Annotated in this window: 11 protein-coding genes; 2 read left to right on the plus strand and 9 right to left on the minus strand. The window is 54.2% G+C overall.

Annotated elements, in window-relative coordinates:
- Positions 1–5: 5 nt before the first annotated feature.
- From OGY10_RS21770 to glpE, 3 genes are all read right to left on the minus strand, one after another.
- A complete protein-coding gene (locus OGY10_RS21770; RefSeq protein ID WP_003023499.1) occupies positions 6–764 on the minus strand; it encodes a DeoR/GlpR family transcriptional regulator in 759 nt (252 codons plus the stop codon).
- Positions 765–809: 45 nt separating this feature from the next.
- Positions 810–1643: a rhomboid family intramembrane serine protease GlpG gene (glpG, locus tag OGY10_RS21775; RefSeq protein ID WP_032945236.1), complete on the minus strand. Its 834-nt coding sequence runs from the start codon at positions 1641–1643 to the stop codon at positions 810–812.
- A gap of 75 nt (positions 1644–1718) precedes the next feature.
- On the minus strand, positions 1719–2045 hold the full coding sequence (gene glpE / locus OGY10_RS21780) for a thiosulfate sulfurtransferase GlpE (RefSeq protein ID WP_003827629.1): 327 nt from the start codon (positions 2043–2045) through the stop codon (positions 1719–1721).
- Positions 2046–2243: 198 nt separating this feature from the next.
- Here glpE and glpD point away from each other — a divergent pair, with 198 nt between their 5' ends.
- Positions 2244–3752, plus strand: coding sequence for a glycerol-3-phosphate dehydrogenase (gene glpD, locus OGY10_RS21785; protein ID WP_008786343.1), 1509 nt, complete (start codon positions 2244–2246; stop codon positions 3750–3752).
- Between the two features lie 90 nt (positions 3753–3842).
- On the opposite strand, the gene glgP is transcribed toward glpD, so the two are convergent.
- From glgP to asd, 6 genes are all read right to left on the minus strand, one after another.
- Positions 3843–6290, minus strand: a complete 2448-nt coding sequence (gene glgP, locus OGY10_RS21790) for a glycogen phosphorylase (protein ID WP_003827624.1) — start codon at positions 6288–6290, stop codon at positions 3843–3845.
- Between the two features lie 19 nt (positions 6291–6309).
- Positions 6310–7743 carry a glycogen synthase GlgA gene (gene glgA / locus OGY10_RS21795; protein ID WP_003827622.1) on the minus strand — a complete coding sequence of 478 codons (1434 nt, stop codon included), beginning with the start codon at positions 7741–7743 and terminating at the stop codon, positions 6310–6312.
- Positions 7743–9038, minus strand: a complete 1296-nt coding sequence (gene glgC / locus OGY10_RS21800) for a glucose-1-phosphate adenylyltransferase (RefSeq protein WP_006687433.1) — start codon at positions 9036–9038, stop codon at positions 7743–7745. The genes glgA and glgC overlap by 1 nt, the downstream gene beginning before the upstream one ends.
- 14 nt (positions 9039–9052) lie before the next feature.
- Positions 9053–11029, minus strand: a complete 1977-nt coding sequence (glgX, locus tag OGY10_RS21805; protein ID WP_048236950.1) for a glycogen debranching protein GlgX — start codon at positions 11027–11029, stop codon at positions 9053–9055.
- The gene (gene glgB / locus OGY10_RS21810; RefSeq protein WP_186412905.1) at positions 11029–13212 is read right to left on the minus strand and encodes a 1,4-alpha-glucan branching enzyme; all 2184 of its coding nucleotides are present in this window, start codon (positions 13210–13212) and stop codon (positions 11029–11031) included. The genes glgX and glgB overlap by 1 nt, the downstream gene beginning before the upstream one ends.
- 272 nt (positions 13213–13484) lie before the next feature.
- Entirely contained in the window at positions 13485–14591 is a 1107-nt protein-coding gene (gene asd, locus OGY10_RS21815) for an aspartate-semialdehyde dehydrogenase (protein ID WP_003827614.1), read from the minus strand.
- Positions 14592–14781: 190 nt separating this feature from the next.
- On the opposite strand from asd, the gene yhgN reads away from it, so the two are divergent.
- Entirely contained in the window at positions 14782–15375 is a 594-nt protein-coding gene (gene yhgN / locus OGY10_RS21820; RefSeq protein WP_003023480.1) for an NAAT family transporter YhgN, read from the plus strand.
- Positions 15376–16181: the final 806 nt, after the last annotated feature.

Consider the following 16181-nt stretch of genomic DNA (forward strand, 5'->3'; position numbering starts at 1 on the left):
TTACCTTAGCACAGCTCTAACTGGATATGATGGTCAGCAATCACCTGCATCACACCAGCAGGCGGCAGCGTGTCGGTATACACCGCATCCACCATGCTGATGCTGCCCATATTCACCATCGCGTTACGCCCAAACTTCGAGTGGTCCACCACCAGCATCACATGCCGTGAATTCTCAATGATCGCGCGTTTGGTACGAACTTCGTGATAATCAAACTCCAGCAGAGAACCATCGCTGTCGATGCCGCTGATCCCTAAGATACCGAAGTCCAGACGGAACTGAGAAATAAAGTCGAGGGTCGCTTCGCCCATAATACCGCCGTCGCGGCTACGCAGTTCACCACCGGCGAGGATTATGCGGAAATCCTCTTTCGCCATCAGCGTGTTCGCCACATTGAGGTTGTTGGTCACAATGCGTAAATTGCTGTGATTAAGCAGCGCGTGAGCCACCGCTTCCGGCGTGGTTCCGATATCAATAAACAGCGTTGAGCCGTTCGGGATTTGCGTGGCAACTTTGCGGGCAATGCGCTCTTTTTCCGCCGTCTGCGTCGCTTTACGGTCATGCCACGGGGTGTTGACCGAGCTGGATGGCAGCGCCGCGCCGCCGTGATGGCGCAAAATCATGTTCTGATCGGCCAGATCGTTAAGATCGCGGCGAATCGTCTGCGGGCTGACGGAGAAATGCTCCACCAGCTCTTCAGTACTGACGTATCCCTGTTTTTTTACCAGCTCGATGATCGCGTCATGTCGTTGTGTTTGCTTCATTAGTGTTCCCTGAAATTTTGCCGGATGCGCTAACGCTTATCCGGCCTACAAAGTTCGTTTCCGCACATTCATCGTATCGGCAAACGCCATTGCCAGACCCACTGCCAATCCGGCGATATGAGCGCCATTCGCCATCGACATGCCGAATAGATCAAACCAGCCGGCAACAATCCAGATCAAAGCAAAGATAATCAAACCACGCTGCAGGAAAATACCGCTTTGCGGATCGCGCTCGCCGCGCAACCACACGTAGCCCATCAGCGCATATACCACGCCAGACAGTCCACCAAACCACGGGCCGCTAAATTTCTGCTGAACATAGCCGCTCAATAGTGCGCTGATCACGGTAATAACAATCAGTTTTCCACTGCCCAGACGCTTTTCAACCGCACCGCCGAGATACCACCACCACAACAGGTTGAACAGAATATGCATCAGCGAGAAGTGCATAAAAGCGTGGGTGAAATAACGCCAGAATTCAAATTTCAGCGAAGGGTCAAACGGCCATGCCAGCCAGAGCATCACCGCCTGGTCGCCCAGCACGTTCATCGCGATAAACACCAGCACACACGCGGCCATTACCAACCAGGTTACCGGGCCTGCGCGTTCGCGCAATGTGGCCAGGAACGGATAACGCTGGTAGTGCAGACCGCTGTCGGTCTGACCCGACTGCCAGCTTGCCGCTAGGTAGCGCGGATCGCCCGGATTCTCCAGAAATCGCGCCAGTTCAGCATGCACGCGCTCGGCTTGGGACTCATCCGCCAGCCAGACATCCGTTTGCTGATGTTGTTGAATCGTCAGGATAACGCCCTGTGTCGCCATATAATCAACAAATGCCTGCGCCACGCGGGGGTTAGCAAAAGAGGTAATCATCAACATGGTTGCTGTCGCTTATTCCACACAAAAGAGGACAGTATATATATCCTGCCCGTTTCAGGCTGCATCTTTGTTAGCTTACGAACCGTATGCCACTTCTGCCGGAAAATGTCGATGCCAGGCGTCGAAGCCGCCATCAACGCTGTAAACCGCGTCATAGCCTTGCTGAAGAAGATATTGCGCCGCGCCTTTACTGCTGTTGCCGTGATAACACATCACCAACACGGCGGTGTCGAAATCATGCTCGCGCATAAATGACCCCAGCGTGTCGTTCGTCAGATGAAACGCCTGCGGGGCATGACCCATGGCATAGCTTTGCGGATCACGGATATCCACTAACACCGCGCTCCCCTGATGCAGCTTCTGATGCGCTTCTTCGACATTAATACATTCAAACTGATCCATTGCTCTCTCTTCTTTATATGGCAGGTGATGCTTTTCGGACATGTTACTGCTTAGTGTACGTCCCGACGGCAGTTAAACGCCATAATGTTATATGTATCACTGTAAATTGTTTATCCGATGTTACCAATGGCGCGATTCTTTGCTATTATGCTCGATAACGAACATTAATGAGCTATAACGAAAGTGCGAGAGGCCAGCATGGAAACCAAAGATCTGATTGTGATAGGTGGAGGCATCAACGGTGCCGGTATCGCGGCAGATGCCGCTGGACGCGGTTTATCCGTGCTGATGCTGGAAGCGCAGGATTTAGCCTGCGCCACCTCTTCCGCTAGCTCCAAACTCATCCACGGTGGCCTGCGCTACCTGGAACACTACGAATTTCGTCTGGTAAGCGAAGCGCTGGCCGAACGTGAAGTGCTGTTGAAAATGGCACCGCATATCGCCTTCCCGATGCGTTTTCGTCTGCCCCACCGCCCGCATCTGCGTCCGGCGTGGATGATCCGCATTGGTTTGTTTATGTACGATCATCTGGGCAAACGCACTAGTTTGCCAAGTTCTACCGGTTTGCGTTTTGGCGCAGATTCCGTAATGAAACCTGAGATTGTGCGCGGTTTCGAATATTCTGACTGCTGGGTAGACGATGCGCGACTGGTTTTGGCAAACGCCCAAATGGTTGTACGTAAAGGCGGAGAAGTATTAACCCGCACTCGCGCCACTTCTGCTCGCCGTGAAAATGGTTTGTGGATTGTTGAAGCTGAAGATATCGATACCGGCAAAAAATACACCTGGCAGGCGCGTGGCCTGGTCAACGCCACCGGTCCGTGGGTGAAAGAGTTCTTCGACGACGGTATGCACCTGCCATCACCGTACGGCATTCGCCTGATTAAAGGCAGCCACATCGTAGTGCCGCGCGTACATACCCAGAAGCAAGCTTATATTCTGCAGAACGAAGATAAGCGTATCGTGTTTGTTATCCCATGGATGGACGAATTCTCGATCATCGGGACGACAGACGTTGAATACAAAGGCGATCCGAAAGCAGTGAAAATTGATGAAAGCGAAATCAATTACCTGCTGAAGGTCTACAACGCACACTTTAAGAAACAACTGGGTCGTGATGATATCGTCTGGACTTACTCGGGCGTGCGTCCGCTGTGCGATGACGAGTCTGACTCACCGCAGGCGATCACCCGTGATTACACGCTGGATATCCACGACGAAAACGGCAAAGCGCCGTTGCTGTCGGTCTTTGGCGGTAAGCTGACCACCTATCGTAAGCTGGCTGAGCACGCGATGGAAAAACTGGCATCGTACTACCAAGGAATTGGTCCGGCATGGACGAAAGAGTGCATTCTGCCAGGCGGTGACATTGGCGGCGATCGCGAAGATTACGCGGCCAAACTGCGCCGTCGCTACCCGTTCCTGACCGAGTCGCTGGCACGCCATTATTCTCGCACCTACGGCAGCAACACCGAATGGGTTATCGGCGAAGCCACCTCGCTTGCCGAGTTAGGTGAAGACTTTGGCCATGAGTTTTATGAGGCCGAACTGAAATATCTGGTCGATCATGAATGGGTTCGTCGTGCGGAAGATGCGTTGTGGCGTCGCACGAAAGAAGGTATGTGGCTGAATGCTGAGCAGCAGTCGCGTATGACCCAGTGGCTGGCGGAGTACATTGAGAAGCACCAGCTGTCGCTGGCGTCCTGATAAAAATGCCGGATGCGGCTAGCGCCTTATCCGGCCTACAAGAGTGCATAAACGTAGGCCGGGCAAGCGAAGCGCCCCCGGCATCGTGTGTTACAACCGCACCGAATCAATATGCCAGATGTTTTCGGCGTACTCTTTGATCGTCCTGTCCGACGAGAAGTACCCCATGTTGGCAATATTAATCATCGACTTGGTGGTCCACTCTTCCGGGTGACGATACAGTTCATCAACCTTATCCTGGCAATCCACGTAGCTGCGATAATCCGCCAGAACCTGATAGTGGTCGCCAAAGTTAATCAGCGAATCCACCAGGTCGCGATAGCGTCCCGGCTCCTCAGGGCTGAATACGCCGCTGCCGATCTGCGTCAGCACCTGGTGCAGCTCTTCGTCTTTCTCGTAATACTCACGCGGCTTGTAGCCCTGGCTGCGTAAAGCCTCGACTTCTTCCGCCGTATTACCAAAGATAAAGATATTTTCTGCGCCCACATGCTCCAGCATCTCAACGTTGGCACCGTCCAGCGTCCCGATGGTCAGCGCACCGTTAAGAGCAAATTTCATATTACTGGTACCGGAGGCTTCGGTCCCGGCCAGAGAAATCTGTTCAGAAAGGTCGGCAGCTGGAATAATCACCTGCGCCAGGCTGACGCTGTAGTTGGGGATAAACACCACTTTCAGCTTGTCGCCAATTTGCGGATCGTTGTTGATCACTTTCGCGACGTCGTTGATCAGGTGAATGATGTGTTTCGCCATGTAATAAGCAGAAGCCGCTTTACCGGCGAAGATATTCACACGCGGCACCCACTCAGCGTCAGGATCGGCCTTAATGCGGTTGTAGCGGGTGATCACATGCAGCACGTTCATCAACTGGCGTTTGTATTCGTGAATACGCTTTATCTGCACATCAAACAGCGATTTCGGGTTCACCACCACGTTCAGTTGCTGGGCGATGAGCGTGGCCAGACGCTTTTTATTCTCCAGCTTCGCGCGGCGCACCGCCTGATTTACCAGTGGGTAATCGCAGTGCTGCTCAAGCTCGCTGAGCTGGCTGAGATCGGTTCGCCAGGTGCGACCAATGTTCTCATCCAGCACTTCAGAGAGCGACGGGTTAGCCAGCGCCAGCCAGCGGCGCGGCGTCACGCCATTGGTGACGTTGCAGAAGCGAGTCGGGAAAATCTTCGCAAAATCAGCAAACAGCGACTGCACCATCAGGTTGGAGTGCAGCTCGGAAACGCCGTTAACCTTGTGGCTCACCACCACCGCCAGCCATGCCATACGCACACGACGGCCGTTAGATTCATCGATAATCGACGTCCGCCCCAGCAGAGCAGTATCGTTTGGATACTGTTCCTGTAACGTCTTCAGGAAGTAGTCGTTGATTTCAAAGATGATTTGCAGATGGCGCGGCAAAATTTTGCCCAGCATATCGACGGGCCAGGTCTCCAGCGCTTCGCTCATCAAAGTGTGGTTGGTATACGAGAAGACCTGACAGCAGACCTCAAACGCATCATCCCAGCTGAACTTATGCTCATCGATTAGCAGTCGCATTAGCTCAGGGATCGACAGCACCGGATGGGTGTCGTTGAGGTGAATGGCGATTTTATCCGCCAGGTTGTCGTAGGTTTTGTGCAGCTGGTAATGACGGCTCAGAATGTCCTGCACCGTGGAGGAGACCAGGAAATACTCCTGGCGCAACCGCAGCTCGCGTCCCGAATAGGTGGAGTCATCTGGGTAAAGTACGCGGGAAACGTTCTCGGAGTGGTTTTTATCTTCCACCGCCGCAAAGTAGTCGCCCTGGTTAAATTTACCGAGATTGATCTCACTACTGGCCTGGGCATTCCACAGGCGCAGCGTGTTGGTGGCGTCGGTGTCGTAACCGGGAATAATCTGGTCGTAGGCGACCGCGAGGATCTCTTCGGTTTCTATCCAGCGCGTTTTCTTACCTTCCTGCTGAATGCGCCCGCCAAAACGCACTTTGTAGCGCGTGTTGTGGCGTTTGAATTCCCACGGGTTACCGTATTCCAGCCAGTAGTCAGGCGACTCTTTCTGGCGGCCATCAACAATGTTCTGCTTGAACATACCGTAGTCATAACGAATACCGTAACCGCGTCCCGGCAGGCCCAGCGTTGCCAGTGAGTCCAGAAAGCAGGCCGCCAGGCGCCCGAGACCGCCATTGCCAAGACCTGGGTCGTTTTCTTCGTCGATCAGATCTTCAAGATCCAACCCCATACCTTCCAGCGCATTTTTGACATCGTCATAAATACCCAGCGATAACAGTGCATTGGAAAGCGTGCGGCCAATCAGAAACTCCATAGACAGGTAATAGACCTGACGAGTTTCCTGAGATAATTGCGCACGGTTAGAACGCAGCCAGCGCTCCACGAGACGGTCGCGCACCGCGAACAACGTGGCGTTCAGCCACTCATGTTTATTGGCAATGACCGGGTCCTTACCAATCGTGAACATCAGCTTATAGGCAATAGAATGCTTAAGTGCCTCTACGCTGAGTGTGGGCGATGCATAAGTAAATGGAGCATTCATATAGGTGATTCCTGGATATCTATTTCAAGCGATAGTAAAGCTCACGGTATGACTTCGCCGCGACTTGCCAGCTAAAATCCATGGTCATGGCCTGACGTTGTACAAACCGCCAAAGCGAAGGCCGGGACCACAATACGAAAGCACGCCGGATCGCGCGTAACAGCGACCAGGCATTACTATCTTCAAATACAAACCCACTGGCGATACCGTCCGCCAGGTTTTCCAGCGAACTGTCAGAGACTGTATCAGCCAGCCCACCGGTGCGCCGCACCAGCGGCAGCGTGCCGTACTTCAGTCCATACAACTGCGTTAAGCCACACGGCTCAAAACGGCTGGGAACCAATATCACATCGGCCCCACCCATGATGCGGTGCGAGAAGGCTTCGTGATAGCCGATCTGCACACCCACCTGTCCTGGATGTTCCGCCGCTGCGGCGAGGAATCCTTCCTGTAATACCGGATCACCCGCGCCTAACAATGCCAGCTGTCCACCCTGCTCTAACAACCCCGGCAGCGCTTCCAGCACCAGATCCAGCCCTTTTTGACTGGTCAGACGGCTCACCACGGCAAACAGCGGTACTTTATCGTTGACCTTAAGTCCCATCGCTATCTGAAGCTGACGTTTGTTTTCTGCCTTCTCCTCCAGCGTGTCGCGCGTATATCGCGATGCCAGCAGGAGATCGGTTTCCGGGCTCCAGATTTTTTCATCAACGCCGTTCAGCACGCCGGAAAGACGGCCTTCACGATGACGCTGCTGCAACAGACCTTCCATCCCGTAGGCAAACTGCGGCTCGGTAATTTCCCGCGCGTAGGTCGGACTGACCGCCGTAATGTGGTCGGCGTAGTACAACCCTGCCTTCAGAAACGAAATCTGCCCGTTAAACTCCAGTCCGTGCACATTAAAGAACGACCATGGCAATTGGATGTCATCCATATGCTTTGCATAAAACATGCCTTGATACGCCAGGTTGTGGACGGTGAATACCGATTTCGCCGGATGGCCGCGCGCCGCCAGATACGCCGGAGCCAGACCCGCATGCCAGTCGTGCGCATGCACCACATCCGGGCGCCAGAATGGGTCAAGGCCACAGGCCATTTCACAGCCAACCCAGCCCAGCAATGCAAAACGCTGCACGTTATCGGTATACGCAAACAGGTTAGTGTCGTGATACGGGCTACCGGGGCGGTCATAGAGATGCGGCGCGTCAATCAGGTAAATACCCACGCCGTTGAAATGCCCGAACAGCAGCGTGATACGTCCGGCGAAGGTATCCCGACGCGTTACAACCTGCGCATCGGGAATGCCGCGACGAATATCAGGAAACGCCGGGAGCAGCACGCGGGCATCCACGCCGTCCGCTATTTGCGCTGCGGGTAACGCCCCAATAACATCCGCCAGTCCCCCGGTTTTTAACAGGGGGAACATCTCTGAACAAACGTGTAAAACCTGCATTATCGCTCCTGTTTGATCTGCAGTTTGCGTAGCATTTCACGCGTGACCAGCACAATACCTTCCTCTGAACGGTAGAAACGACGCGCATCTTCTTCCGCGTTTTCACCAATCACCATGCCTTCGGGAATAACGCAGGCGCGGTCGATAATGCAACGACGTAAGCGGCACGAACGTCCCACCCACACTTCAGGTAACAACACTGCCGAATCAATGTTACAGAATGAATTCACCCGCACTCGCGGGAACAGAACGGACTGCACCACCACCGAACCTGAAATTATGCATCCGCCAGAAACCAGCGAGTTCAGCGTCATTCCGTGGCTGCCGGAACGGTCCTGAACAAATTTCGCCGGTGGCAGCGATTCCATGTGCGTACGGATTGGCCAGTCCTGGTCGTACATGTCCAGTTCAGGCGTCACCGAAGCCAGATCGAGGTTCGCCTTCCAGTAGGCTTCCAGCGTACCCACGTCACGCCAGTACGGCTCGGATTCCGGGTCAGACTGCACGCAGGACAACGGGAATGGATGTGCATACGCCATGCCAGCTTCGGTGATTTTCGGGATAATGTCTTTACCGAAATCGTGACTGGAGTTTTCATCGAGGTCATCTTCCGCCAGCAATTCATACAGATAATCGGCGTTGAAAACGTAGATCCCCATACTGGCAAGAGATTTGGTCGGGTCGCCTGGCATGGCTGGCGGGTTAGCGGGTTTTTCAACAAACTCGATAATTTTGTCGCTGTCGTCCACGTCCATTACGCCAAACGCGCTGGCCTCTTCAATAGGCACTGGCATACAGGCCACGGTGCAACGCGCGCCTTTCTCGACGTGGTCGATCAGCATGCGTGAGTAGTCCTGCTTGTAGATATGATCGCCCGCGAGGATCACCACATATTCCGCTTTATAGCGTCGAATGATGTCCAGGTTTTGGGTCACCGCATCCGCCGTACCGCGATACCAGTTTTCACCCTGCATTCTCTGCTGGGCAGGCAGCAGATCGACAAACTCGTTCATCTCTTCGCTAAAGAACGACCAGCCGCGCTGAATATGCTGCACCAGCGTGTGGGACTGGTACTGGGTGATCACGCCAATACGGCGGATCCCGGAGTTAATACAGTTGGATAAGGCAAAATCGATAATGCGGAACTTACCGCCAAAGTGCACAGCAGGTTTGGCACGTTTGTTGGTTAAATCTTTTAAGCGGGTACCGCGGCCACCGGCCAGGATCAGGGCAACAGATTTTAATGGCAGCTGGCGCGCCAACATTACACGATCGTTCTTCTCTAAACTCACCATGACTAACTCCTTTTTTATCTTCTCTGGAACACACACAGTCCGTGCGCAGGTCCCTGCCAGACAGCCGTAAGCACCGGATTATCCTCTCCGGCAAATGGGGGAACGGCGCACCATTCCCCTTCAGGTAAAACGATATCTGTCACCTCAAGCGTGGCATTTATTGCAATCAGAAAACGGTCTGATAGCAGGATTTGCATCTGCCTCGGGCCGTTTTGCCACTCATCCGCACTTAAGGGTTGTGCGTACTTATTCAGCCAACGAACATTGCCATCGCCCTCTTCCCACCAGCGATCGTCCGTTAATGCAGGAATTTGCTGGCGAAGATGGATCAGGGCAGCGGTAAAAGTGGTTAGTCCGCTGTTTGCCTGCTGCCAGTCCAGCCAGGTCAGGGCGTTATCCTGGCAGTAAGCGTTATTGTTGCCGTGCTGGCTATGACCATGCTCATCGCCCGCCAGCAACATCGGCGTCCCCTGGGAGAGCAACAGCGTGGATAACAGCGCATGAATGCTGTCGCGCCGCCGCTCAATCAGGTCCAGCGTGCCGCCTAATCCTTCTTTACCATGATTGTCGCTGTAGTTATTGCTAGTGCCGTCGCGATTTTCCTCACCATTCGCTTCATTGTGCTTATTTGTGAAGCACACACAGTCGCGTAGCGTAAAACCGTCGTGCGCAGTCACCAGATTGACCGTCGCGCTGGGTTTGCGACCATCGCGTTTAAACACGTCGCTTGATGCGGCAAAACGCCCGGCAAACTCACCCAACGAGAGATTACGCTGGAGCCAGAAGCGTCGGGTCGCATCGCGGAAATGGTCATTCCACTCGGCAAACGGCGGGGGGAAATTCCCCACCTGATACCCGCCTTCACCAATATCCCACGGTTCCGCAATCAGCTTAACGCGTGAGAGCAGCGGACAGTTTTGGATCGCGGTAAACAGTGGCGCATCCTGACGAAACGCAGGTGTACGCCCCATGACGGAAGCCAAATCAAAACGAAAACCATCCACATGGCAGGTTTCAACCCAGTAGCGCAGGCATTCACATGCGTATTCCACAACGCCCGGATGGCTCAGATTGAGGGTGTTCCCACAACCGGTCCAGTTGTAGTAATCACCATCGTCCCTGATCCAATAATAGCTACGGTTATCAATTCCGCGCAGCGAGAAGACGGGGCCTTCGAGATCCAGCTCAGCGCTGTGGTTCAAAACGATATCGAGAATGACCTCAATCCCCGCTTTGTGCAGCGCTTTTACCGCGTCGCGAAACTCATCAAGCGCACTCTCCGGCGAACAGGCATAGGCCGGATGCAACGCAAACATCGCTACCGGGTTGTAGCCCCAATAGTTCGACAGCCCCAGCCGCTGAAGCCGTGGTTCGCTGGCAAAATGCGCCACCGGCAGCAGCTCCAGCGCAGTAATTCCAAGGCGCTTGAAATAGTCGATCATTACCGGATGGCCCAGCGCTTTGTAGGTTCCGCGAATCTCTTCCGGCAGCTCAGGATGCAAATACGTCAACCCTTTGACATGCGCTTCGTAAATCACGGTATTGCCCCACGGCGTGCGCGGCGGGGTATCATCCTCCCAGTCATAATGATCGGACACCACCACGCCCTTCAGCGCGATGGTGGCATTATCATGATGATCCGGTTCATTTAGCCCACCGTGCAGCAGCGGGTTATCTTTTAACTCGCCATCCACCCGACGGGCGCAAGGGTCAAGCAGCAGCTTGGCCGGATTAAACCGGTGGCCCTGCTGCGGTTGCCATGGGCCATGAACACGATAGCCATAGCGCAGACCGGGCCGGGCGTTGGCCAGATAGCCGTGCCAGACATCACCGCTACGCCCCGGCAGGTCATAGCGAAGTTCGCACCCTTGCTCATCGAATACGCATAATTCAACGCGTTCAGCGTGGGCCGAGAAGAGTGTGAAATTGACACCATGGCCGTCATACGTTGCACCATGGGGGGTGGCGTTGCCGGTTGCCAGTTGCGTCATTACCCCTCCCGAACCAGCCAGATCGTTGCCAACGGCGGTAACGTGAGGCTCAGTGAGTGCTGACGACCATGGCTGGCGATTTCATCGCTGTGCACCGCACCGCCGTTGCCGGTATTGCTACCGTGGTAATGCATCGAGTCGGTATTGAGGATCTCACGCCATTTGCCTGGTTGATTGATACCGAAGCGATAGCCGTGGCGGGGCACAGGCGTAAAGTTGCTGACCACGATGATTTCATTGCCGACCTTGTCACGACGCACGAAAGCCAGCACCGAACGTTCGTTGTCATCTACCACCAGCCACTCAAAGCCATAGGCGTCAAAGTCGAGCTCGTGCAGCGCTTTGTGATGACGGTAGGTGTGGTTCAGATCGCGCACCAGACGCTGTACGCCGTGGTGCCAGTTATCGCCACCTTCCAGCAGGTGCCAGTCGAGGCTGGCGTCATGGTTCCATTCACGTCCCTGCGCAAACTCGTTGCCCATAAACAGCAGTTTCTTGCCTGGGAAGGCCCACATCCAGCCGTAGTAGGCGCGCAGGTTGGCAAACTTCTGCCATGCGTCTCCCGGCATGCGATCGAGAATGGATTTTTTACCGTGTACCACTTCATCATGCGACAGCGGCAGGACAAAGTTTTCGGTGTAGTTGTACAGCATGCCGAAGGTCAGCTTGTCGTGATGGTACTGACGATGAATCGGGTCCAGCTTCATGTAGTCCAGCGTGTCGTGCATCCAGCCGAGGTTCCACTTATACCAGAACCCTAAACCGCCCATATCCTGTGGTCTTGAAACGCCGGCAAAGTCGGTGGACTCTTCCGCCATACTCACCGCACCAGGCACCTGCTCGCCAAGAATGCGGTTGGTATTGCGCAAAAATTCAATGGCTTCGAGGTTTTCACGACCACCAAATTCGTTTGGGATCCATTCCCCTTCTTTGCGGCTGTAGTCGCGATAAATCATCGACGCCACGGCATCCACGCGCAACGCGTCAATACCAAAGCGTTCAATCCAGTACAGGGCGTTGCCCACCAGGTAGTTGCTGACTTCACGGCGACCATAGTTGTAGATCAGCGTGTTCCAGTCCTGGTGATACCCTTCGCGCGGGTCGCTGTGCTCATACAGGTTGGTGCCATCAAACTCAGCCAAACCAAAGTCGTCCGATGGGAAGTGGCCCGGCACCCAGTCGAGAATGACGTTCAGCCCCGCCTGATGCGCGGCATTCACGAAATAGCGGAAATCATCGCGCGTCCCGAAGCGACGGGTCGGCGCATACATACCGGTAGGCTGGTAGCCCCAGCTACCGTCGAACGGATGCTCGTTAATCGGCAACAGTTCGAGATGAGTAAAGCCCATCCACTTGGCGTAAGGCACCAGTTGATCCGCCAGCTCACGGTAGCTTAGCCAGAAGTTGTTATCGGTATGACGACGCCATGAGCCCAGGTGCACTTCATAGATAGAGATCGGTGCATCAAACTGGTTGGCTTTTTTGCGCGCCTCGCTTTGCACTACTTTTTCCGGCAGACCACAGATAAGCGACGCGGTTTCCGGACGCATTTGCGCTTCGAAGGCGTAAGGGTCCGCTTTGATTCGCAGCTTACCGTTGGCATCAATCATCTCGTATTTATACAGCTGCCCCTGTTGCGCACCGGGGATAAACAGCTCCCAGATACCGCTTTCTTTGCGCAGGCGCATCGGGTGGCGACGGCCATCCCAGTAGTTGAACTGCCCAACCACTGACACGCGTTGAGCGTTAGGCGCCCAGACTGAGAAGCGCGTACCGGTTACGCCATCCATGGTATCCGCATGCGCACCCAGCGTTTCGTAAGGTCGCAGATGCGTACCTTCAGATAACAGCCAGGCATCCATATCCTGGATCAGCGGGCCAAAACGATAAGGGTCATCAATCAGATTCTGCTGTCCATGCCAGACAACGGCCAACTGATAGCGAAAGAAATTTTTACGGCGGGGAAGTACTGCACAGAAAAAACCGCGAGAGTCGAGGCAATCCAGCTTGCCGACTTTGCGTCCGGTTTTGGGTTCGATTACCCACACTTCGGTGGCGTCAGGTAATAGGGCGCGGACTTCAAGTCCAGCATCAGTTTGGTGCATACCGAGTACGGAAAAAGGATCCGCAAAATGGCCTGCAATTAGCGCATTAATCACGTCTCTATCGATACGAACGGACATGGTTGTCATCCTGTTTTATGGCGTCACCCCTTCCAACTGATTTTCGACATCAGGTAGTGACACTTTTTTGACCTGAACGGCGCAGCACAATTGTGCATCCTCTCTGCGTCGTCCCACCTTCAGGCAACAACTTAATACCTCCGGTACTAAGTCACCCTTAAAGAATAGCCAATGCTTTATCTTACTCCTGGTAAAAAATGAAACATCTGCGCTTACTCCTGTATTACGCAAAAAAAGGGGTGATTCCTCACCCCTTGATCGTTAACAAACTATTACGCCAATTGACGCAGCATACGGCGCAATGGCTCCGCAGCACCCCACAGCAACTGGTCGCCCACAGTAAAGGCTGACAGGAACTCCGGTCCCATGTTCAGCTTACGCAGACGGCCTACTGGCGTGGTCAGCGTGCCGGTAACGGCCGCCGGGGTTAACTCACGCATGGTGATATCCCGATCGTTTGGTACAACTTTGGCCCACGGATTGTGCGCCGCCAGCAGTTCTTCCACGGTCGGAATAGACACATCTTTTTTCAGTTTAATGGTGAACGCCTGGCTGTGGCAGCGCAGCGCGCCGACGCGCACGCACAGACCATCAACCGGGATCACGGAAGACGTGTTGAGAATTTTGTTGGTTTCCGCCTGTCCCTTCCACTCTTCGCGGCTCTGACCGTTATCGAGCTGTTTGTCGATCCACGGAATCAGGCTACCGGCCAGCGGTACGCCAAAGTTATCAACCGGCAGTTCGCCGCTGCGGGACAGGGTCGTCACTTTACGTTCGATGTCGAGAATAGCAGAGGAAGGGGTCGCCAGTTCCTCGGCCACATGGCCATACAGATGACCCATCTGAGACAGCAGTTCACGCATATGGCGCGCGCCGCCGCCGGATGCCGCCTGATAGGTCGCCACGGAAACCCAGTCAACCAGGTCATTGGCAAACAGGCCACCGAGGGACATCAGCATCAGGCTAACGGTACAGTTGCCGCCAACAAAGGTCTTAATGCCTTTGTTCAGGCCGTCGGTGATGACATCCTGGTTAACCGGATCGAGAATAATGATGGCATCGTCTTTCATACGCAGCGAAGAGGCTGCGTCAATCCAGTACCCCTGCCAACCGCTTTCACGAAGCTTTGGATAGATTTCGTTGGTATAATCGCCGCCCTGACAGGTCACGATGATATCGAGCGCCTTCAGCGCATCCAGATCAAAAGCGTCCTGAAGTGTGCCGGTCGCGGTGCCACCGAACGTCGGTGCCGCCTGCCCAAGCTGGGAAGTAGAAAAGAAAACAGGGCGAATGGCGTCGAAGTCACGCTCCTCAACCATGCGTTGCATGAGAACAGAGCCGACCATACCGCGCCAGCCGATAAAACCAACATTTTTCATAGCGTTTTTTCCTGCAGAGATGTGTGCTGTGTATGCTAACCAGTATCCTACTGGCCTATCCTTCACCATACAAAAAGCAGCCAAAGTCGCAAGTGAAATTAATCAATGATAGCGAAGCCATCAGTAATGCGACTTATCCCGCTGCGCAAGCAAGCAGAAAGTCCGCGGTAATTATCAGGGAATTTGAGTTATGAATGAAATCATTTCAGCGGCAGTTTTATTGATCCTGATTATGGATCCGCTCGGAAATCTGCCCATTTTCATGTCCGTATTGAAACATACCGAACCAAAACGTCGCCGCGCGATTATGATTCGCGAGCTGTTCATTGCGCTGTTGGTGATGCTGATATTCCTGTTTGCGGGCGAGAAAATTCTGGCATTTCTTAACCTGCGTGCAGAAACCGTATCGATCTCCGGGGGCATCATTCTGTTCCTGATCGCCATTAAGATGATTTTCCCCAGCGCCACCGGGAATAGCACCGGGCTTCCGGCTGGTGAAGAGCCATTTATCGTACCGCTGGCGATTCCGCTGGTAGCCGGGCCGACAATCCTGGCCTCATTAATGCTGTTGTCGCATCAGTATCCAAACCAGATGGGGCATCTGGTGATTGCGCTGCTGATCGCCTGGGGCGGTACATTCGTGATTTTGCTGCAGTCTTCGCTGTTTTTACGTCTGCTGGGAGAGAAAGGGGTTAACGCGCTGGAGCGCCTGATGGGGCTGATTCTGGTGATGATGGCAACCCAGATGTTCCTCGACGGCGTGCGGATGTGGATGAAGGGGTAACCGTATTTTCTTTGATTTTGTAGGCCCGGTAAGCGTAAGCGCCACCGGGCAACCGTTTTGAAGCTGGAGAACATGGCATTTCAGAGAACGATTCCGTTCACGTTATGCTCATTGCTTCTCTGAGATCTCGTCACCAGTGAACGTGCTAAGGGGGCTACGCAGCCCCCTTAGCAATCCCGGCTCCCGGCAGGAAAATTGCCACTTCGTGGTTCCCTCCACTTATTCCTCCAGGCTACCGGGCCGGGCGCGAGGCAGCGTCCATGCAAAACGCGCCCTGAACCCGCATCCCTGCGGGTTCTCCCGGCCTTACGGAAACGTGTCGGCAATTTTCAGCCGGACCAGCTCACACCTGACCACCTGAGCTTTTACTTGAATACCTGTGAACAGCAAAACGGATATAGCTGAAAGCCAGAGCGCTGAAGCGACACCCTGGTCCGGCTGAAAATCGATGAGGTGTTGACGGCTGACCGGGTCTGCCCGCAGGGATGCGGGCAGAGGGGACGGCCTGCATGGATGCAGGCTCGGCCCCGACCCGACAGGCAGACGGAATAAGACGAATAACTCACGCAGCGACGATTTTCCCGCCGGGAGCCTGGGTTGCAAGGGAGGCGGCGGTGAGCCTCCCTTGCACGTTCACGGGCATCAGCGCTTCAGAGAAATGACACCACTGAGGTGAACGGAACCCTGAGCAATAATCACATGTTCACCCTACATGCTTAACTGAACGGCATTGCACTGTAATACCAGGTATTCCTTATGCTTTTAAACCGCTGAAAAAGCGTATTTTCATTTCTGCGAAGCGCCTT

Source organism: Citrobacter sp. Cpo148 (assembly GCF_030332375.1).
GTDB classification, from domain to species: Bacteria; Pseudomonadota; Gammaproteobacteria; order Enterobacterales; family Enterobacteriaceae; genus Citrobacter; species Citrobacter portucalensis.

What these genes read in the sequence shown, in the direction of transcription:
- OGY10_RS21770 (WP_003023499.1), bottom strand. Translation starts at nt 764, where the DNA reads ATGAAGCAAACACAACGACATGACGCGATCATCGAGCTGGTAAAAAAA.
- glpG (WP_032945236.1), bottom strand. Translation starts at nt 1,643, where the DNA reads ATGTTGATGATTACCTCTTTTGCTAACCCCCGCGTGGCGCAGGCATTT.
- glpE (WP_003827629.1), bottom strand. Translation starts at nt 2,045, where the DNA reads ATGGATCAGTTTGAATGTATTAATGTCGAAGAAGCGCATCAGAAGCTG.
- glpD (WP_008786343.1), top strand. Translation starts at nt 2,244, where the DNA reads ATGGAAACCAAAGATCTGATTGTGATAGGTGGAGGCATCAACGGTGCC.
- glgP (WP_003827624.1), bottom strand. Translation starts at nt 6,290, where the DNA reads ATGAATGCTCCATTTACTTATGCATCGCCCACACTCAGCGTAGAGGCA.
- glgA (WP_003827622.1), bottom strand. Translation starts at nt 7,743, where the DNA reads ATGCAGGTTTTACACGTTTGTTCAGAGATGTTCCCCCTGTTAAAAACC.
- glgC (WP_006687433.1), bottom strand. Translation starts at nt 9,038, where the DNA reads ATGGTGAGTTTAGAGAAGAACGATCGTGTAATGTTGGCGCGCCAGCTG.
- glgX (WP_048236950.1), bottom strand. Translation starts at nt 11,029, where the DNA reads ATGACGCAACTGGCAACCGGCAACGCCACCCCCCATGGTGCAACGTAT.
- glgB (WP_186412905.1), bottom strand. Translation starts at nt 13,212, where the DNA reads ATGTCCGTTCGTATCGATAGAGACGTGATTAATGCGCTAATTGCAGGC.
- asd (WP_003827614.1), bottom strand. Translation starts at nt 14,591, where the DNA reads ATGAAAAATGTTGGTTTTATCGGCTGGCGCGGTATGGTCGGCTCTGTT.
- yhgN (WP_003023480.1), top strand. Translation starts at nt 14,782, where the DNA reads ATGAATGAAATCATTTCAGCGGCAGTTTTATTGATCCTGATTATGGAT.